The sequence below is a fragment of the Streptomyces sp. NPDC046915 genome, from assembly GCF_040644935.1.
Lineage (GTDB): Bacteria > Actinomycetota > Actinomycetes > Streptomycetales > Streptomycetaceae > Streptomyces.
Genome location: NZ_JBEYXB010000003.1, coordinates 570,321 through 588,351, shown reverse-complemented (window position 1 = coordinate 588,351; position 18,031 = coordinate 570,321). Strand labels below are relative to the sequence as shown.

Genomic DNA, 18,031 nt, shown 5'->3' with positions numbered 1-18,031 from the left:
CGGCAGTGCGGCCCAAGTGGGGGGCAGGGCGGGTGGGCATGCACCCTGGAGCCCAGCCCACCTGCGTATTTACGTTCGCAATACTTGCCTTTACCAAGTTTTTGTCCCGTCACCCCCGAACTTGTTTGCCTGTAGCAACCAAACAAGTCTATGGTTGCCCCAAGCAACGAATACGGGAGGTGTGATGGCGCAGCAGGCGCAGTTCGAGGAGCTGGCGCGTCAGCTCAGCGCCTTCGGCGCCGTGAAACGGGACCTGGGACGGATCCTGCCGTCCGACTGCCCGGCCGGTTCCGCCGGCGTGCTGACGCTGCTCAGCCGGCATGGGGACATGCGCATGAGCAAGCTCGCCGAGCTGCTCTCCGTGGACATGTCGGTGACCAGCCGGCACGTGACGCATGTCGCCGAGCGGGGCTGGATCGAACGGGCACCCGACCCGGCGGACAAGCGCTCGCGCATCCTGCGGCTCACCCCGGCGGGCGAGGCCAAGGTCTGCGAGCTGTCCCGGCGCAGCACCGAGCTGCTGGCCGAGCGGCTGAGCGACTGGTCCGACGACGAGGTCGGCCAGTTGATCCGGCTCATGACGCGGCTCAGGGCGAGCTTCGGCGACTGCCGGACCACCCACAGCCGGGCCACCCCCACCGGGGCCACCGCACCCGTAATCGAAACGACCACCCGTACACCCGCATAAGACGTAAGAAAAGGAAGCCCATGGCAACGACCACACCAGCCGGTGTGCGGGCTCACGCCAAGCACGGGGGAGGCGCGGACGCCCACGCCCCGATGACACACCGGCAGATCATGGAGGCGCTCTCCGGGCTGCTGCTCGGCATGTTCGTGGCGATCCTGTCGTCCACGATCGTCTCCAACGCCCTGCCGCACATCATCGGCGACCTCGGCGGCGGCCAGTCCGCCTACACCTGGGTGGTCACCGCGGCCCTGCTGTCGATGACCGCGGCCACTCCCCTGTGGGGCAAGCTCGCCGACCTGTACAGCAAGAAGGCGCTCGTCCAGATAGCCCTGGTCATCTACGTCCTGGGTTCGGCCGCCGCCGGTCTGTCGCAGAACGCCGGCATGCTGATCGCCTGCCGCGTTGTGCAGGGCATCGGCGTCGGCGGTCTCTCCGCCCTGGCACAGATCGTCATGGCGGCGATGATCTCCCCGCGTGAGCGCGGCCGTTACTCCGGCTACCTCGGCGCCACCTTCGCCGTCGCCACCGTCGGCGGCCCGCTGCTCGGCGGTGTCATCACCGACACCTCGTGGCTGGGCTGGCGCTGGTGCTTCTACGTCGGCGTGCCCTTCGCGGTCATCGCGCTGATCGTGCTCCAGAAGACCCTGCACCTGCCCGTGGTCAAGCGCGAGGTCAAGGTCGACTGGGGCGGCGCGTTCCTGATCTCCGCCGCCGTCTCCGTGCTGCTCCTCTGGGTCACCTTCGCCGGTGACAAGTACGACTGGGTGTCGTGGCAGACGTACGCGATGGTCGGCGGTTCGGTCGTCCTCGGCGCGCTGTTCGTCCTCGTCGAGTCCAAGGCGAGCGAGCCCATCATCCCGCTGCGCCTGTTCAAGAACAGCACCATCACGCTGGCGTCGCTCGCCTCGCTGTTCGTCGGTGTCGCGATGTTCACCGGCACGGTGTTCTTCAGCCAGTACTTCCAGCTGGCCCGCGACAAGTCCCCGACGATGTCCGGCGTCATGACCATCCCGATGATCGGCGGTCTGTTCATCTCCTCGACCGTCTCGGGTCAGTTCATCACCCGCACCGGCCGCTGGAAGGCGTGGCTGGTCAGCGGTGGCGTCCTGGTGACGGCCGGCCTGCTGATGCTGGGCAGCATCCGCTACGACACCGAGTACTGGAAGATGGCCATCTGGATGGGCCTGCTGGGTCTCGGCATCGGCATGATGATGCAGAACCTGGTGCTCGCCACGCAGAACCAGGTGGCGCCGTCCGACCTCGGCTCGGCCAGCTCCACGGTCACCTTCTTCCGCTCGCTGGGCGGTGCGGTCGGCGTCTCCGCCCTCGGCGCGGTGATGTCGCACCGGATCACGCACTACGTCCAGGACGGCATCGCCGCCCTGAGCCCCAAGTACCAGGCCGCCATGGCCGGCTCGGGCTCCACGGACACCATCCCGGACATGGACAAGCTGCCGGCGCCCATCCGGACGCTGCTGGAGAGCGCCTACGGCCACGGCATCGCCGACGTCTTCTTCATCGCCGGAGGCCTGGCGGCCATCGCCTTCCTGATCACGCTGTTCATCAAGGAGGTCCCGCTGAAGACGAAGGGTGCGCTGGCGCAGGCCGCCGAGGGCGCGGCCCCGGCCGTGGACCCGGCCGCCGCCCCGGTCGTCGCCGAGGCCCAGGCCCCCGTGGCCGTGGTGTCCGAGCCCGCCGACGAGCGGGTGCCCAGCTGGGCCGCCGCGACCTCCGCCGCCGAGGCGGGGCCCGAGGGCACGCAGCGCTTCGCGGCCGTCGCCACGGTCGCCGAGCCCACCGCCGCGGGCAGCGGCGGCGGCACCCCGCTGCACGGCTTCGTCCGCGGCGCCGAGAGCGCCCCGGTCCCGCAGGCCGCGATCACCCTGATCTCCCTCGCCGGCCGCCAGCTGGGCCGCTCGGTCGCGCAGGCCGACGGCTCCTACGCCCTGGACGCGCCGGGCGCGGGATCGTACGTCCTGATCGCCTCCGCCGACGGCTACCAGCCGCAGGCGTCCACCGTGGTGGTGGGCGAGGAGCCGGTGGCGTACGACGTCCTGCTCAGCGGCACCAGCGGGCTGAACGGTGTGGTCCGGGCGGCCGGGAGCGCGCTGCCGGTCAAGGACGCCATGGTGATCGTCACCGATGTGCGCGGCGACCTGCTGGCCACCGGGAACACCGGTGAGCAGGGCGAGTTCGGCTTCGCCGAGCTGGTGCCGGGCGTGGTGACCGTCGCGGTCAACGCCACCGGCTTCCGGCCGCGCGCCCTGCCCGTCGAGATCGGCGCCGCCGGCGTCACCCGGATCGACGTCGACCTGGACGCCGGCGCCCAGCTCCAGGGTGTCGTACGGGCCCCGCACGGTCCGCTGGCCGACGCCCGCGTGACGCTGGTGGACGCGGCGGGCAACGTGGTCGGCTCGGCCACCACCGGAACGGACGGGGCGTACGCCTTCGCCGACCTGGACACCGGCGAGTACACCGTCATCGCGACGGGCTACCCGCCGGTGGCCACGGCCCTGACGGTCTCCGGCACCGGAGTCGACGGCCACGACATCGAACTCGCCCACCCCGGCGAGTAGTCCGACCCCGGCCCGTGGCAGGCGCACCCGCAAGGACGCGCTCGCCACGGGCCGGTTTCATGCCCCGCGACCACGCGCAACTCACAAGGCTTTTCAGGGAGACAACGGGATGGGACTGACCGCGAGGATCCGCACCCGGGACGGATGGGCCGTGTCGCACGCGGTCGTCACGGTGACCGACATGACGGGCACGCAGGTGCTGCGCGCCGAGGCCGACACCGAGGGCGCGGTCCGGGACGCCACGGAGCTGGCCCCGGGGGCGTACACGGTGATCGTCACGGCCGTCGGGTACGCGCCCGCCGCCGCCAGCGCGCTCGTCACCGCCAGCGGGCGGGCCGAGGTCGGGACGGTGACGCTGGCCCGGCAGGGCGGCACCGAGCTGCCCCCGCCCGGCCCGTGGACCGTCGACCCGGCGCACTCCTCGGTGGGTGCCGTCGCCCAGCACCTGGGGATCTCCAGCGTGCACGGCCGCTTCACGGACTTCACCGGGGCGATCGAGATCGCGCCCGACGACGTCACCAAGTCCCGCGTCGAGGCCGTCATCCGGGCCGCCTCGATCGACACCGGCAACGGCATGCGCGACACCCACCTGCGCTCCGCGGACTTCCTGGACGTCGAACGGCACCCCGAGATCATCTTCCGGTCGACGGGCCTGACGGCGGCCGGCTCCGACCGCTGGACGGTGCAGGGCGAACTGGCGATGCACGGCATCGTCCGCCCGGTCGACCTCGACCTCGCCTACCTCGGCACCGGCGCCGACCCGTGGGGCGGCACCCGGGCCGCCTTCCGCGCGACGGCGGAGCTCCACCGCGAGGACTTCGCGATGAACTACAACCAGGTCCTCCAGGCAGGCATCGCGGCCATCGGCACCACACTCAAGGTGGAACTGGACATCCAGGCGGTCCAGGGCGAGACCCTCCCGCTCGGCTGAAACCGGCTCACGCCCGTCGGACCGCCGGCGCTCGGCCGACAACGTCTCGTGCCGGCCCGGCCACCGGATCCCGGCAAGACAAGACGCAGACCCACCGTGGACGCCCGCTCACCCACCCGGCCACGACGACCCACGACTCGCGCCGACCGGACCGCCCCCGCTCGGCCGACAACGACTCGCCCCGACCGGACCCCTACCGCTCGGCCGAAGGCGACGAGGTGCCGCCACCGGCCCGGCCACCGGATCCCGGCACGACGGCACACGGACCCGCCGCGGACGTCCGCTCACCCACCCGGCCTGGACGAACCGCGGCTCGCGTCGGCCGGGCCGCCGCCGTCGGGCGGGGGCCGGTGCTCGGTCGGGAGGGGTGGGGTGCCGCCGACTCGGGTGACCAAGTCGGTGCACAGGTCGCGGAGTTTGACGTTGCGGTCCTGTGAGGCGCGGCGCAGCCGCTCCAGGGCGTTCTGGGCGTCGACGCGCTCACGGGCCATCAGGATGCCGATGGCCTGGTCGATGACGCTGCGGGAGAGCAGGGCGACACGCACATCGGCGGCGGACTGGTGCTCACGCTCGACGAGCACGGCCACGTTGACCGCCTCCGCGGCCCGCGCCGCGAAGTGCCGGGCCTGCTCCCGGCAGGAGGCCAGCACATCCAGTTCGGCGGCGTAGAGGTTGAGGGCGGCACCCGTCTCCCCCTCGACGTCGAGCGGCAGCGCCAGCACACTGCGGACGCCGACGGAGAGCGCGTACTTCCGGTACGAAGGCCAGCGAGTCTCCCGGGCCAGATCCGCCGCGTACCGCTCCTGCCCGGAGGAGGCCGCGTCGACGCACGGGCCCGAGCCGTTCTCGTACTGCCGCTGGTCCAGCCCGCCGGGCATACCGCCGCTGCCCGCCAGGGTGAGCAGCCGGTCGGCGCGGCGCACGGTCACACTGCACGCCACCGCGCCGGGCACCTCGTGCACGGCCCGGTCGGCCAGATCGCGCAGCAGCGTGTCGAGACCACCGCTGCGCGCCATCGCCCGGTCAAGCGTGTCGGGGGTCTCAGGGCTCATGCCCTACCGGATGTCCCGGGACCGGCGCCCTCAAGCCCCTTCCGTGCCGCCCACGATGCGGCGGGCCAGATCGCGGAGCTTGATGTTCTCGCGCTGGGAGGTGCGGACCAGGCTGTCGAAGGCCTCCGCCGCGTCGATGTCCAGGCGTTCCATGAGGACGCCGGTGGCCTGGCCGATCAGGTCCCGGGTGCGCATGGCCTCGGTGAGCTGCTCGCGGACGGTCACCGACTGGAGGGCCAGGCTGACATGGGCGGTGAACAGCCGGCCGACCCGGGTGGAGGCCTCGTCGAAGGCGCGCGGCTTGCGGGAGTAGGCGGTCAGCACGGTGAGCCGGCGGCGGTCGGCGCGCAACCGCAGGGAGAGCACCGAGCGCAGGCCCAGGTCGGACAGCAGACCACCGCCGCCGTCGGTCCCGCTGTCCTCTATCCGCGCCACCGGCGCGTTCCACAACTGCTCCCAGTGCCGGGCGCTTCCGTCGCCGTTCGGGGATTCGGCGGTGCGCACGACCTCGTCGGTCCAGACGATCGTCCGGCGCAGTTCGCCGCGCTGGATCTCGGAGATCCCGGCGTGCTCGGCGCCGGGCAGCAGGTGCACCGCCAGGTCGACCGCGGTGCGCAGGGTGCCGTGCGGGGTGGTGGTCTCGTGCAGCTGCTGCGCCGCCACCGTGAGCGCCTCGGCCAGCTCGAAGCCGACCGGCAAACCGGGCACATCAGAAAAGTCGGACGCAGCCACCACGAACCTCTTCGGCATGCACGGCCATACGGCCATGCGCAGGAGAGCTCCGCAGCACATTCCCGACTGCGAGCACAGGACGTACAGCACTTTAGCTGCTCTGTTGCGGCGAGGTGACCTTCGCCCGACGGTCCGGCGGCGGCACGCTTCCCTGCCCGGACGGGGCGTGGTGGAATGGGCCGTGGGTCAGGAAGCGGCCGGGTTCCATTCCGTCAGGAATGCGGACGACCCCTGCCGTCAGGTGAGTGCCGTGACCCTCCTCCCGACTCCCCGCGACCCGCGCGGCCTGCCCGGTCGCACACTGATCACGCTCCCCCCGGAAATCGACCTGAGCAACGCGGACGTCCTGCTCGACCACGTCCTCTCCGTCAGCCACTCCCGCGCCGACCGGCTGCGCGTGCTCGTCCTGGATCTCACCCGTACCGCCTTCCTCGACTCGCAGGGCGCCCGCCTGATCCACGACATACGCCGCCGGCTGCCCCCGCACACCGAGGTACGCGTGGTCGCCCACCCCTGGGAGCTTCCCGGCCGCGTCCTGGAACTGACCGGCGTACGACGGGACGTCCCGGTGTACGACGACCTGGTGGATGCGCTTACCGCCCGGTACCCGTGATCGCGGTGCCGACGGCCTACGCTGGGCCGCATGGCACCGAACATCGCGACCAACACCGCCGTGTCCCTCGACGGGTTGCTGGACTTCGTCCGCCCCCGCCACCACGCCATCCTGCTGACCCGGCGGGCCGACGGCGGTCCCCAGGGGTCGCCGCTGACCTGCGGGGTCGACGACTCGGGCCGGATCGTGGTCTCCACGTACCCCGAACGCGCCAAGACCCGCAACGCCAAGCGGGACCCGCGCGTCAGCCTCATCGTGCTCAGCGACGACTGGAACGGTCCGTGGGTCCAGATCGACGGCACCGCCGAGGTCGTCGACACCCCCGACTCCGTCGAGCCCCTGGTCGAGTACTACCGCAACATCGCCGGCGAACACCCGGACTGGGCCGAGTACCGCCAGGCCATGCTCAAGCAGGGCAAGTCCATCATCCGCATCACCCCCGAACGCTGGGGCCCGGTGGCCACCGGGGGCTTCCCGGCGCGGCTGGTGGCCGGGGAGTAGCCCGGGTCGCCCGGCGGTATCGGTCAGCCGCGGGCCACCATCGCCTCGATGCCGGCCACCAGTAGGTCGAGGGCGAAGGTGAAGTCGCGGTCCATCATCTCCGCGACCGTGTCGCCGCCGCGGGCCGCAATGATCTCCTTGGACTCCTGGATGACGGCCGCGGTCTCGGGGGCCTCGGAGACCGCGCTCATGGCCTGCCGGAAGTAGTCGTCGGGGCTCACCCCGGCGTCCGCGACCCGGGCGAGGAAGTGGCCCTCGATCGTGCCGTAGCCGTAGACGAACCGGACGACGGCCGAGATCGCCCCCGTCACCCGGTGCGTCGGCAGCCCGGTGCGCCGTATGACCCGCTGCACCACACGCGAGAAGGCGAGCGAGTTGGGGCCGATGTTCAGGTAGCGCCCGGCGAGCGGGGACAGCCAGGGATGGCGCACCAGCAGGTGCCGGTACTCGGTGGCCAGCGCCCGCACCTGCTCGCGCCACTCCTGGCCGCCGTCCCCCGCATCGGGCAGCCGCAGTTCGCCGAAGGCCGCGTCCAGGGCCAGTTCGAGCAGGTCGTCCTTGGTGTCGACGTACCAGTACACGGACATCGCGGTGACGTTCAGCTCGGCGGCCAGCCGCCGCATCGAGAACCTGGCCAGCCCCTCCGCGTCCAGCAGCCGCACGGTCACCTCGGTGATCCGCTCCCGGTCCAGCCCGGACGGCTGCCCACCGCCGCGCCCGCCCCGGCGTGCCTTCCCTTCCAGCCAGACACTGGACCGCGCCGAACGTTCGCCGGCCTTCACCATCGGCGCACCTTCCAGAAAACCATTCGGGGCCACTTCTCACGATGCTAGGCCCGCGACGGCAGGACCTGACCGACCACGAGAGAGGCGGCGACCTCCCGGTCGCCGCCTCTTTCCGCGTACCGGTCTCCGTGGCCGGCCGTCGTGGCTGCCGTCAGCTGCCGGTCTTCCGCGTGAGGTCGTAGAACGTGGCCGAACCGGCCGTCACCTTCTTGAAGTTGCTCTGCACCCAGGAGGTGATCTGCGACGACGTACCGCTGTTGCCGCTGCCGCCCATGCCGCCGCCGGAGATGAAGTAGTGGATCCTGCCCTCCGCCACGTACTTCTTGAACTGGGCCAGCGTCGGCGACGGGTCGGTGCCGTTGAAGCCGCCGATCGCCATCACCGGGTCACCGGTGGCCAGCTGGTAGCTCGCGGCGTTCTGGGAGCCGATGGACGCGGCGACCCAGGTGTACTTGCCGGCGTCCGTCTCGAGCAGCTTCTTGGCCGCGGAGCTGACGCTGGCACCGTTCAGCAGACCGCCGACGCCACCGGCGCCGCCCATTCCGCCGCCCTCGCCCATCTGGCCGCCGCCGGGAAAACCGCCGCCGTTCTGCTGGTTCTGCGTGGTGCCGCCGCCGTTCTGCTGGTTCTGGCCCGGCATACCGCCGCCGGGGAAACCACCGGTGCCGTTGCCCTGGCCGCCCGGGGCCTGACCCTGGGTGTTCCCGTTGCCGTTCTGCTGCCCCTGCTGCCCCTGCTGCCCCTGCTGCCCCTGCTGTCCCTGCTGTCCCTGCTGGTTCTGCTGGTTCTGGCCGGGCATGCCGCCGCCGAAGCCGCCGCGCATACCGCCACCGCCTCCGCCGCCGGGACCGCCACGGCCGCCGCCCATCATGCTCGCGCCCGCCGGGCCCGCCGTGACGATGGAACCGGTGTGGCCCTCCTGAAGGGTGCTCAGCGTGTACGCGGTCGGACCCGCCAGCGCGGCCACCAGGCCCACCGCCGCCGCCCCGAGCGCGAGCCGGCGGCTCACCCGGCCCGCGAAGACCAGGCCGAGCGCGGCGGCCAGGCCGCCGATCAGCACCAGCCACTTCAGCCAGGGCAGGTAGTCGGAGGTGCGGTTGAGCAGTACGTAGCCCCAGGCCGCGGCAGCGACCACGGCGGCGGCGAGGGTGATCGACGCCCACATCTCCTGCCGCTTCTCCCACAGCAGCCCCACGCCCATGCCGATCACGGCCGCGATGTAGGGGGCGAGGGCCACCGTGTAGTACTGGTGGAAGATGCCCGCCATGTAGCTGAAGACCACCATGGTGATCAGCAGCGAGCCGCCCCACACCAGGAACGAACCACGCGTGACGGACGTCCGCTTCAGCCTCCGGGTGGCCACCAGGCCCGCGACGAGCAGGATCAGCGCGGCCGGCAGCAGCCAGGAGATCTGGCCGCCGATCTCGGAGTTGAACATCCGGTCCCAGCCGGTCTCACCCCACTGACCGCTGTTGCCACCGCCACCGCCACCACCGCCGCCGACGCTGCCGGTCTCGTCGCCGTTGAGCCGGCCGAGGCCGTTGTAGCCGAAGGTCAGCTCCAGGAAGGAGTTGTTCTGCGAGCCTCCGATGTACGGGCGGGAGGAGGCGGGCCACAGCTCGACGATCGCGACCCACCAGCCGCCGGAGACGACCAGCGCGAGCGTCGCCGCGGCCAGCTGCCCGAACCGCTTCCGCAGCGACACCGGCGCGCACACCGCGTACACGATCGCCAGCGGCGGCAGGATCAGGAAGGCCTGAAGTGTCTTGGCGAGGAACGCGAAGCCGATCGCCACACCCGCCCAGACCAGCCACTTCGTACGGCCGTCCTCGAGGGCCCGGACCACCAGGTAGCAGGCGAGGGCCATCAGCAGCGCCAGCATCGCGTCCGGGTTGTTGAACCGGAACATCAGCGCCGCGACCGGGGTGAGCGCGAGCACCGCACCCGCGACCAGACCGGCCACCGGGCTGAACCGGCGACGCACGCCCGCGTACACCACGGCGACCGTCAGGACGCCCATGATGACCTCGGGGACCAGGATCGCCCACGAGTCGAGGCCGAAGATCCTGACCGACAGCGCCATCGGCCACAGCGAGGCCGGCGGCTTGTCGACGGTGATGGCGTTGCCCGCGTCCAGCGAACCGAAGAAGAACGCCTTCCAGGACCTGCTGCCCGCCTGCACAGCCGCCGAGTAGAAGGAGTTGGCGTAGCCGGAGGCGCTCAGGTTGTACAGGTACAGCAGGAAGGTCGCGGCCAGCAGGCCGAGGAAGGCCGGGCGCACCCAGCGCGGGTCCTCGGGCCGGCCGCGCCACAGTCTCCGTACGAAGGGCTGCTGCGGCTCACCCGAACCGGGCGCCGGTGCCGCGGGCGGCTGCTGCGGCTGCTGCGTGTGCGGAGTGGCCGGGGACGGGCCCCAGCCGGAGGGACCCGTGCTCCCCGGATAGGTCGTCTGGTCGGGGTGGGTGGTCATCGGGCGTCCCTCGGATCGGTGTCGTGGGGACGGACCGGCTGAAGCTGCATCGTCGCGTCCCTCCAGGTGCCGTCCGCGGCTTCACCGGCGCGGAACTGGTTCGTCGTGTCGTACGTGGTGCGGGTCTGGTGCGCCGTCGGGCGCTGCGGCAGCGGCGCGTACGGGCCGGTCTGCTGCGGGATGACCGTGCTGTAGGCCGGCGAGGACGGGTGGTGCGCGGCCACGACCGTGGACTCCTGGTCGGCGTCGCCGCGGTCCGGGAACACCCACGCGCGGAAGAGCAGGAAGCGCAGCACCGTCGCCGCGAGGTTGGCGGCTATCAGCACCGCCAGCTCGGTGGAGTGCGCGGGGTCGGAGGTGGCCGCGTTCAGGGCGGCGAGCGAGCCGCTGGTCAGCGCGAGACCGATACCGAAGACGACCAGGCCCTGCGCCTGGTGCCGGACGGCCCCGCCCCGGCCGCGCACCCCGAAGGTCAGCCGCCGGTTGGCCGCCGTGTTCGCCACGGCCGAGACCAGCAGCGCCAGCGCGTTGGCCGTCTGCGAGCCGGAGAACTGCCGGCAGACGCTGTACAGGACCAGGTAGAAGAGGGTGGACAGACCGCCGACCACGCAGAACCCGACCAGCTGGCGGGCCAGCCCCTTCGGTACGTCCTGGATCTCACGGTCGCGGGGGTCGTCGCCGAACGGCCGTGCGACCCGGTCCAGTGGCAGCGAACCGGTGGCCAGGGCCTTGCCCACCCGCCACACACCCTTGAGGTCGTCGGTCGCCGTCTTCACGATGTGCACGGTCGAGTTCGGGTCGTCGACCCAGTCGACCGGCACCTCGTGGATCCTGAGGCCCGCGCGCTCCGCCAGCACCAGCATCTCGGTGTCGAAGAACCAGCCGGTGTCCTCGACGAGCGGCAGCAGCACCTGCGCCACATCACGCCGGATCGCCTTGAACCCGCACTGCGCGTCCGAGAAGCGGGCCTGGAGCGAGCCGCGCAGGATGAGGTTGTAGGCGCGGCTGATGAACTCCCGCTTGGGACCGCGCACCACCCGCGAGGAGCGGGCCAGCCGGGAACCGATCGCCAGGTCGGAGTGGCCCGAGATCAGCGGTGCCACCAGCGGCAGCAGCGCGTTGAGGTCGGTGGACAGGTCGACGTCCATGTAGGCGAGGATCGGGGCGTCCGACGCGGACCACACGGTCCGCAGGGCGCGGCCCCGGCCCTTCTGCTCCAGGCGGAAGTTGGTGACCTCCGGGATCTCCGCCGCCAACCGCGCCGCCACCTGGGGGGTGGTGTCCGTGGACGCGTTGTCCGCGATCGTGACGCGGAACGCGTACGGGAAGGTGCGCGTGAGGTGCTCATGCAGTCTGAGCACGCATGGCTGGAGGTCCTTCTCCTCGTTGTAGACGGGGATCACTACGTCCAGGACAGGCGTACCGGCGTCGCCGGCCGGGAGGTGCTCCCGCGCCGGCAGGGTGCCGGGAGAAGAGTCGGTTCGCATGAGAACGACTCTGGTCAAGCGCCCTGTTGCACCCATGTGGTGGCACTGTGCTGTGCCTGTGAGTGCGATTGCCAGTCCGTTTCGGGCGCCGGCCGCGGCACGGCCGGGCCCAGTGCGGTCAGGTGCACGGTGAACACGGTCCGCCCCGGCACGCTGTCCACGGTCACGGCACCGCCGTGCGCGGTCGCGACCGCCTGGACGATGGCGAGCCCCAGACCGGTCGAGCCGGTCGCCCTGGACCGCGCCGCGTCGCCTCGCGCGAACCGCTCGAAGACGTGCGGCAGCAGGTCGGGCTGGATGCCCTGGCCGTTGTCCTCGACGTCCACGCACATCCACGGGCCGCGCCGCTGCACGCGCGCGATGATGGTCGTACCGGACGGGGTGTGCTTACGGGCGTTGCCCAGCAGATTGACCAGCACCTGCTGGATCCGCGCCGCGTCCGCCGACACCAGCGCCGGTTCGTCGGGCAGGTCGAGCCGCCAGTTGTGGTCCATGCCGGCCGCGCGGGCGTCGCTGATCGTGTCGACGACCAGGGGGATCAGGTCGGTCTGCTCGAACTGAAGGGGCCGTCCGGCGTCGAGCCGGGCGAGGAGCAGGAGATCCTCGACGAGGAGGGTCATCCGTCCCGCCTCGGACTCGATACGCCCGAGCGCGTGCCGGGTGTCGGGCCCGACCTGCTCGCGTCCACGTCTCGTGAGCTCGGCGTACCCGCGGATGGAGGCGAGCGGCGTCCTCAGCTCATGGCTGGCGTCGGCGACGAACTGCCGTACCCGCATCTCGCTCTGCTGGCGGGCGTGCAGCGCGCCGTGCACATGGTTGAGCATGCGGTTGAGCGCGGCGCCGACCTGGCCGACCTCGGTGTGCGGGTCGGTCTCGGACTCGGGCACCCGCTCGCTGAGGTTCACCTCGCCGGTGTGCAGGGGGAGTTCGGAGACCCGGGTGGCGGTGGCGGCGACCTTGCGGAGGGGGCGGGTGGCCAGGCCCACGAGGACGTAGCCCGCCATGACAGCGGCGGCGAGACCGGCGGCGGTGATGCTGATCTCGACGAGGATCAGGGTGTTGACGGTGCCGTCGACATCCGCCGTCGGCAGGGCGACGTAGTAGGCGTCGCTGCTGTCGCGGCTCTCGATGTATTCGACTCGGTACTGCTCCAGGCCGGGGATGTCCACGGAGTGCGGCTTCTGGTCCTTCGGCACCGTGTTGATGGCCGCCATCTGCGCCGCGTCGAGGGAGCCGGCGTTCATCTTCTGGAAGGAGCCGTTGTCGTCGTTCTTCCGCTTGGCGACGGCCGCGTTGGTGACCTTGCCGTTCTTGACGTAGGCGGCGATGGTCTTGTCCTGCACGGGACCGCTGGTGACGAGCTTGTTCACCTTGGCGCTCGGCGAGAGGTCGGCGTTCTGCGGGGCGCCCGGGTCCCCAGGGGCCGCGGGATTCGTCGCGTTCGGGTCTTTCGGCAGCATATGGCCGCCCCCGGCACGCATGGCCGTGTCGCGGACCTTTTCGTCCAGCTGGTTGTAAAGGTGCTGCTTCAGCGCGACGGTCGTCACCGTGCCGATCACCGCGCACACCACCGCGATCAGCGTCACCGTCGAGACGACGAGCCGCGTCCGCAGGGTACGCGGCTTACCTGCTCGCCTCTGCGCACGCGGCCGTCGTCGCCCGCTCATGACGCGGCGGGCTTGATCAGATAACCGGCCCCACGCCGGGTGTGGATCATCGGCTCACGCCCCGCGTCGATCTTGCGCCGCAGGTACGAGATGTAGAGCTCGACGACGTTGGCCTGACCGCCGAAGTCGTAGGACCACACGCGGTCGAGGATCTGTGCCTTGCTGAGTACACGCCTCGGATTACGCATGAGGAAGCGCAGGAGTTCGAACTCGGTGGCGGTGAGGTGTATGGACTCCCCGGCCCGCGACACCTCATGGCTGTCCTCGTCGAGGGTCAGATCGCCGACGACCAGCACGGAGTCGGACCGCCGGTCGGCCGCACCGGACCGTCGGATGAGCCCGCGCAGCCGGGCCACGACCTCTTCGAGGCTGAACGGCTTGGTGACGTAGTCGTCGCCCCCGGCGGTGAGCCCGGCGATACGGTCCTCGACCGCGTCCTTGGCGGTCAGGAACAGCACCGGCACGTCGGGCAGTTCGCGCCGCAGCCGGCCGAGGACGGTCAGCCCGTCCATGTCGGGGAGCATCATGTCCAGGACGACGGCGTCGGGCCGGAACTCGCGGGCCGTCTGGACGGCCCCCTGCCCGTCACCCGCACTCCTGATCTGCCAGCCCTCGTAGCGAAGGGCCATGGACAGGAGTTCGGTGATCGACAGTTCGTCGTCCACCACAAGCACTCGGACGGGGCTCCCGTCCGGCCTCAGCAGTTCGGTGCGCCCCTGGGGCGAGGTCGTGGTCATGGTGGACACCTTGTCGGGGTCCGCTGAGAAGACGCTTTCTCTTGTCTGTGATTTTCCTGAGAAACGCACAGGGATCTCTCAGGGAACCCCGAACTCCTGGGCTATTTCCAGCAGTTGCAGCCCTTTTGGCACGCACAAACCTAGGCACGTGATTTGCATCACCTGTGAACGCGCTTTCTGAATCCTGTCAGCGCCGTCAGCACCCCTTCAGAACAGCTCGTCCTGCGTACTCCTCGGTCTGACGCACTGCCGGGTCGGCACGGTCAGTTCACCGGAGCCGGCGCGCACCAGCTCCCACCCGGTCACCAACCGCGTATCGAGCACCACGACCCCGCCCCCGGTCGCCAGATGCAGATCCGGCCCGGCGGCCGCCACGAGCTCACCGTTCACCGAACCGCCGGCGACCAGCTCGGTCACCGCCAGGGCGGCGGGCGGCAGCCGGTCCAGCCCGAACACGCCCATGTGATCGACGGGTTGGTACGGCGCCCGGACGAGCGAGTCCGGCCAGCCGGCCAGCGCGACGGCCCGCGCGTGCAGCTCCCCGATCCCGGCCGCCCGCTCCTCCGCCGACGCGGGCAACGCGGCCCGCACCGCCCGCTTCTCGGCGTACGGAATCCGGTCCGGCACCCCGAGCGCGGCGCGCAGCAACTCCTCGGTGCGCCGCGCCGCCATCAACGGCCCCGTGCCGAGCCAGCTGAAGCAGACGGCCCCCTGCTCAAGCAGCCGCGCCGGGCCCCGCTCGGCCGCGGTGATCCCGACCTTGACCATGCCGGGCCCGAACCACGCCAGATATACGCGGTACGGCCGGGGATCGTCGGCGATCGTGTCCGCCGCCACCGAGTGCGCCCGGTCCAGCCGCGCACACTCCTCGCACCGCGCCCCCGTACTCCGCCCCGGCACCGCCGCCCGCACCGGACAGGGATACCGCCGCGCCCCCACACATGTCCGCACTCCCCCTTCCCCGACCCCGAAGGCCACCCGCTTCCCCCACGACAGCGCGCTGCTCCGCCCGCCGTCCCACACCAGCACGGGCCCGCCCGCCGACCACCGCAGCCCCGTACATCTCCACGCCTGTGCCATCACCCCCGAGAGTAGGACGACCCACTGACAACGCCCCCAAGACGACCAGAAGGCGATACCGTACGCAAAGGCCCGAAGCCGCAACTTCGTCTTGCGACTTCGGGCCTTCGTCGTCGTCCCCTGTCGTCCCTTGTCGTCCCTTGTCGTCCCTTACGGCAGGACGTAGACGGGCGCCCCGTCCGGCGTGCATCCCGTCTGCCGCATGCAGCCACGCCTGATCAGCATGCGCAGACAGTCACGGACACGGTCGAGCGTCAGCCCCGTGCGTGTGGCGACGTCCTCCAACTGACACCGGACCGGTCCCCGCACCAGGGCCGGCGCCAGATACGCCGCCACCGCGTGCACGTCCTCCGTGACGACCAGGTTCCTCGCCCGCCAGCCGGCCAGCAGCTCCTGGGGCGTGATGGAGGGGGCCTCCGTCGCGGGTACGGCCGGCCGGAACCGGTGGACGTTCACTCGAAAGGTGACAGCGGTATCGATTCTGCCGACAGAGAGGCCGAGGAGGTCGGCACCAGGTCCGCACGCCGCCGCCCCCGCCCCGCCAGCCGGCAGGCCACACAGCCCGCATGCCCCTCCCGGGCCAGCGGATCCCGCACCCGCATCCCCCACTGCTCCCGAGGCCGCACCCCCGGCGGCTTGCCCCAGCCCGACAGATGCAGGCCCCAGGTGACGAGGACGCCGAGGGCGACGGCCGCCAGCCCGCCGACGACGGCCGCGAGCGAGGCCGTGCACACCCCCAGCCCCACCAGCCCGCTCCCGCCGGTCGCGATGCCGAAGCCGGTCCAGCCGGCGGCCGTGTGCCCCTCGTCGTACAGATGCGCGCTCATGTACCCGCCTCCCTCTCCCAGGGCATGCCCAGGCAGCGGAATCAGCCAGGACGTGAGGGACACTGGAGGCCAGCAATCCCTCACGACGTAAGAAACTTAGCACCTAAATCTCTCACCAGCTAAGGGAAATCGACAGATGCACGGCACGCCGCGTCCTCCCGCCACCCCGGCACAGGCGCTGTCCGCGATGGACCACCTCATCGCGGCCCACCTGATCGGACACCAGGAACTGGCCCGGCGGCTGGGCCTGAACGTCACCGACCTGACCTGTTTCGCCTTCGTCCTGGAGGCGGGCGACGAACTGCTCACGGCCGGCGACCTGGCGGCCCGCGCCCACGTCACCACTGGCGCGGTCACCGGAATCCTCAACCGCCTGGAACGCGGCGGCTACGTCACCCGCCGCCCCGACCCCACCGACCGCCGCCGCGTCCGCGTGGCCGCCCTCCCCGAGGCGGTCGAGCGGGTCACAGCCGTGTACGCGGGCCACTACGCCCGCCTGAACACCCTCTTCGCCGACTACTCGCCCGACGAACTCGCCGTCATCAACGACTGGTTCACCCGCGCCACCGCCCTTGCCCACGAGTACCTCGAGAAGCTGAACAAGGGCGAGCCCGGCGGCGGGGAGTGCTGAGCGGACCGTCAGCCGGCCGGGTCGCGGCGCGGGCCGTAGCCCTGGCGCACGGCGACGGGCCGGAAACGCCAGAGGCCCCGGAGTGATCCGGGGCCTCTGAACTGTTGTGCACTCGGCAGGATTCGAACCTGCAACCTTCTGATCCGTAGTCAGATGCTCTATCCGTTAAGCTACGAGTGCTTGTTTTGTTTTTTGTCCCCGCTCCCGGCCCTTCCGGCCCGCTCGCGGCGACAGGAAGAACATTACATGACTGCCGCCGCCATGTGAAATCCGTTCCGCGTACCCCTTGTGACCTGGGGAAACGGCAATGTCGGGAGTGTGTAGAGCACCGAAGCCCCGGTCCGTTCGGACCGGGGCTTCGGTGATCAGGTGCGGAGGCGGAGGGATTTGAACCCTCGATGGGCTTTAAGGCCCAAACCGCATTAGCAGTGCGGCGCCATAGACCGGACTAGGCGACGCCTCCAGCACAACCGCTCACGCGAGCGCGCGAGTGGTGCGTGCAGATGATGACACAGTCGAGCGTGCTGTCACCAATCGGCTCCCACGGTACTAGGCAGGCGGGCCGCAGGGCAAAGCCAATCCGTGTCGGCGAGCCGGTCGGGGCCGGGAGCGCAACGTCCGGGCGGCCGGAGCGTTGGGCAGGACATGTTGCAGGTCATCTCGCGGACGGTCGCGGCGGGCGTGGCAGGCGTGGCGGGCCGGGTGCCCGTCGCCGCCGTGGCCGTCACCGCCGCCACCGCCGCCGCTCTCTCCGCCTCCGCCGTCGCCGCCGCGCCCGCTCTCGCCGCCGCGCCCGCCGCCGTACACACCGGCGTACACACCGGCGTCTCGGCGCCCCCGCCCGTACGCCCCGAGGACCGGGCCGCCGCCACCTCCGGCGATCACCTGACCGTCACCGTCCGGCACGCGGGCGGTGGCCGGGACGGCCGGTACCGGCTGTCCTGTCATCCGGGGGCCGGCAGTCACCCGGATGTGGGTGGCGCCTGCCGGACGCTGGACCGGAACACACGGTGGGGGCGGGACACCTTCGCGCCGGTCGCACCGGGCCAGATGTGCACGATGCTGTACGGGGGCCCGGCCACCGCCCATGTGACGGGGATCTGGGCCGGGCGGCCGGTCGACGCGACGTACGACCGGAGCGACGGGTGCGAGATCGACCGGTGGGACCGGCTCGTTCCCCTTCTGCCCGACCTGCGCGACCCGCACGACCTGCGCGCGTAGCGGCCGACCACAGGCTTTTCGAGGCGGAATCCC

At 71.3% G+C, this 18,031-nt stretch carries 17 protein-coding genes and 2 tRNA genes; 7 read left to right on the top strand and 12 right to left on the bottom strand.

What is annotated here, in order from left to right:
* The first annotated feature begins 184 nt into the window (after window positions 1–184).
* The 3 genes from ABZ915_RS10865 (at window position 185) to ABZ915_RS10855 (ending at window position 4,195) form a co-directional block, all read left to right on the top strand.
* Window positions 185–688 carry a MarR family transcriptional regulator gene (locus tag ABZ915_RS10865; protein WP_361799178.1) on the top strand — a complete coding sequence of 168 codons (504 nt, stop codon included), beginning with the start codon at window positions 185–187 and terminating at the stop codon, window positions 686–688.
* A gap of 20 nt (window positions 689–708) precedes the next feature.
* The gene (locus ABZ915_RS10860; RefSeq protein ID WP_361799175.1) at window positions 709–3,264 is read left to right on the top strand and encodes an MFS transporter; all 2,556 of its coding nucleotides are present in this window, start codon (window positions 709–711) and stop codon (window positions 3,262–3,264) included.
* 109 nt (window positions 3,265–3,373) lie between these two features.
* The gene (locus tag ABZ915_RS10855; RefSeq protein ID WP_361799172.1) at window positions 3,374–4,195 is read left to right on the top strand and encodes a YceI family protein; all 822 of its coding nucleotides are present in this window, start codon (window positions 3,374–3,376) and stop codon (window positions 4,193–4,195) included.
* Between the two features lie 284 nt (window positions 4,196–4,479).
* On the opposite strand, the gene ABZ915_RS10850 is transcribed toward ABZ915_RS10855, so the two are convergent.
* Both ABZ915_RS10850 and ABZ915_RS10845 read right to left on the bottom strand, forming a co-directional pair.
* Window positions 4,480–5,247, bottom strand: coding sequence for a GAF and ANTAR domain-containing protein (locus tag ABZ915_RS10850; protein WP_361799169.1), 768 nt, complete (start codon window positions 5,245–5,247; stop codon window positions 4,480–4,482).
* 30 nt (window positions 5,248–5,277) lie between these two features.
* Window positions 5,278–5,997: an ANTAR domain-containing protein gene (locus tag ABZ915_RS10845; protein WP_361799516.1), complete on the bottom strand. Its 720-nt coding sequence runs from the start codon at window positions 5,995–5,997 to the stop codon at window positions 5,278–5,280.
* Window positions 5,998–6,229: 232 nt separating this feature from the next.
* Here ABZ915_RS10845 and ABZ915_RS10840 point away from each other — a divergent pair, with 232 nt between their 5' ends.
* Window positions 6,230–6,592, top strand: a complete 363-nt coding sequence (locus ABZ915_RS10840; protein WP_361799166.1) for an STAS domain-containing protein — start codon at window positions 6,230–6,232, stop codon at window positions 6,590–6,592.
* 30 nt (window positions 6,593–6,622) lie between these two features.
* Entirely contained in the window at window positions 6,623–7,093 is a 471-nt protein-coding gene (locus ABZ915_RS10835) for a PPOX class F420-dependent oxidoreductase (RefSeq protein WP_361799163.1), read from the top strand.
* A 23-nt stretch (window positions 7,094–7,116) separates the two neighbouring features.
* Here ABZ915_RS10835 and ABZ915_RS10830 read toward each other — a convergent pair whose 3' ends face one another.
* The 8 genes from ABZ915_RS10830 to ABZ915_RS10795 form a co-directional block, all read right to left on the bottom strand.
* Window positions 7,117–7,878: a TetR/AcrR family transcriptional regulator gene (locus ABZ915_RS10830; protein WP_361799160.1), complete on the bottom strand. Its 762-nt coding sequence runs from the start codon at window positions 7,876–7,878 to the stop codon at window positions 7,117–7,119.
* 151 nt (window positions 7,879–8,029) lie between these two features.
* Window positions 8,030–10,348 (bottom strand): glycosyltransferase family 39 protein, encoded by a 2,319-nt coding sequence (locus ABZ915_RS10825; RefSeq protein ID WP_361799157.1) that lies wholly within the window; start codon window positions 10,346–10,348, stop codon window positions 8,030–8,032.
* A complete protein-coding gene (locus tag ABZ915_RS10820) occupies window positions 10,345–11,835 on the bottom strand; it encodes a bifunctional glycosyltransferase family 2/GtrA family protein (protein WP_361799154.1) in 1,491 nt (496 codons plus the stop codon). The genes ABZ915_RS10825 and ABZ915_RS10820 overlap by 4 nt, the downstream gene beginning before the upstream one ends.
* A 14-nt stretch (window positions 11,836–11,849) precedes the next feature.
* Entirely contained in the window at window positions 11,850–13,502 is a 1,653-nt protein-coding gene (locus ABZ915_RS10815; RefSeq protein WP_361799151.1) for a HAMP domain-containing sensor histidine kinase, read from the bottom strand.
* Entirely contained in the window at window positions 13,499–14,239 is a 741-nt protein-coding gene (locus ABZ915_RS10810) for a response regulator transcription factor (RefSeq protein WP_055710393.1), read from the bottom strand. The genes ABZ915_RS10815 and ABZ915_RS10810 overlap by 4 nt, the downstream gene beginning before the upstream one ends.
* A gap of 207 nt (window positions 14,240–14,446) precedes the next feature.
* Window positions 14,447–15,319 carry a DUF2797 domain-containing protein gene (locus tag ABZ915_RS10805; RefSeq protein WP_361799148.1) on the bottom strand — a complete coding sequence of 291 codons (873 nt, stop codon included), beginning with the start codon at window positions 15,317–15,319 and terminating at the stop codon, window positions 14,447–14,449.
* A 150-nt stretch (window positions 15,320–15,469) separates the two neighbouring features.
* A complete protein-coding gene (locus ABZ915_RS10800; RefSeq protein ID WP_361799145.1) occupies window positions 15,470–15,775 on the bottom strand; it encodes a hypothetical protein in 306 nt (101 codons plus the stop codon).
* The gene (locus ABZ915_RS10795; protein WP_361799142.1) at window positions 15,772–16,146 is read right to left on the bottom strand and encodes an HGxxPAAW family protein; all 375 of its coding nucleotides are present in this window, start codon (window positions 16,144–16,146) and stop codon (window positions 15,772–15,774) included. Before ABZ915_RS10795 ends, ABZ915_RS10800 begins: the two co-directional genes overlap by 4 nt.
* Window positions 16,147–16,282: 136 nt before the next feature.
* Between ABZ915_RS10795 and ABZ915_RS10790 the strand changes: the two genes are divergently transcribed.
* The gene (locus ABZ915_RS10790) at window positions 16,283–16,777 is read left to right on the top strand and encodes a MarR family winged helix-turn-helix transcriptional regulator (protein WP_361799139.1); all 495 of its coding nucleotides are present in this window, start codon (window positions 16,283–16,285) and stop codon (window positions 16,775–16,777) included.
* A 107-nt stretch (window positions 16,778–16,884) separates the two neighbouring features.
* Here the strand turns inward: ABZ915_RS10790 and ABZ915_RS10785 are convergent.
* Window positions 16,885–16,957, bottom strand: a tRNA-Arg gene (locus ABZ915_RS10785).
* A 192-nt stretch (window positions 16,958–17,149) separates the two neighbouring features.
* Window positions 17,150–17,240: transfer RNA gene (locus ABZ915_RS10780), tRNA-Ser, on the bottom strand.
* 182 nt (window positions 17,241–17,422) lie between these two features.
* Between ABZ915_RS10780 and ABZ915_RS10775 the strand changes: the two genes are divergently transcribed.
* Window positions 17,423–17,998, top strand: a complete 576-nt coding sequence (locus ABZ915_RS10775) for an SSI family serine proteinase inhibitor (protein WP_361799136.1) — start codon at window positions 17,423–17,425, stop codon at window positions 17,996–17,998.
* The last annotated feature ends 33 nt before the right edge of the window (window positions 17,999–18,031 follow it).

Bases quoted from the DNA above. Each gene is read 5' to 3' on its own strand.
- ABZ915_RS10805 (WP_361799148.1), bottom strand. From the start codon at position 15,319: ATGGCACAGGCGTGGAGATGTACGGGGCTGCGGTGGTCGGCGGGCGGG.
- ABZ915_RS10810 (WP_055710393.1), bottom strand. From the start codon at position 14,239: ATGACCACGACCTCGCCCCAGGGGCGCACCGAACTGCTGAGGCCGGAC.
- ABZ915_RS10860 (WP_361799175.1), top strand. From the start codon at position 709: ATGGCAACGACCACACCAGCCGGTGTGCGGGCTCACGCCAAGCACGGG.
- ABZ915_RS10790 (WP_361799139.1), top strand. From the start codon at position 16,283: ATGCACGGCACGCCGCGTCCTCCCGCCACCCCGGCACAGGCGCTGTCC.
- ABZ915_RS10825 (WP_361799157.1), bottom strand. From the start codon at position 10,348: ATGACCACCCACCCCGACCAGACGACCTATCCGGGGAGCACGGGTCCC.
- ABZ915_RS10775 (WP_361799136.1), top strand. From the start codon at position 17,423: ATGTTGCAGGTCATCTCGCGGACGGTCGCGGCGGGCGTGGCAGGCGTG.
- ABZ915_RS10795 (WP_361799142.1), bottom strand. From the start codon at position 16,146: ATGAGCGCGCATCTGTACGACGAGGGGCACACGGCCGCCGGCTGGACC.
- ABZ915_RS10830 (WP_361799160.1), bottom strand. From the start codon at position 7,878: ATGGTGAAGGCCGGCGAACGTTCGGCGCGGTCCAGTGTCTGGCTGGAA.
- ABZ915_RS10865 (WP_361799178.1), top strand. From the start codon at position 185: ATGGCGCAGCAGGCGCAGTTCGAGGAGCTGGCGCGTCAGCTCAGCGCC.
- ABZ915_RS10815 (WP_361799151.1), bottom strand. From the start codon at position 13,502: ATGAGCGGGCGACGACGGCCGCGTGCGCAGAGGCGAGCAGGTAAGCCG.
- ABZ915_RS10820 (WP_361799154.1), bottom strand. From the start codon at position 11,835: ATGCGAACCGACTCTTCTCCCGGCACCCTGCCGGCGCGGGAGCACCTC.
- ABZ915_RS10855 (WP_361799172.1), top strand. From the start codon at position 3,374: ATGGGACTGACCGCGAGGATCCGCACCCGGGACGGATGGGCCGTGTCG.
- ABZ915_RS10835 (WP_361799163.1), top strand. From the start codon at position 6,623: ATGGCACCGAACATCGCGACCAACACCGCCGTGTCCCTCGACGGGTTG.
- ABZ915_RS10850 (WP_361799169.1), bottom strand. From the start codon at position 5,247: ATGAGCCCTGAGACCCCCGACACGCTTGACCGGGCGATGGCGCGCAGC.
- ABZ915_RS10845 (WP_361799516.1), bottom strand. From the start codon at position 5,997: ATGCCGAAGAGGTTCGTGGTGGCTGCGTCCGACTTTTCTGATGTGCCC.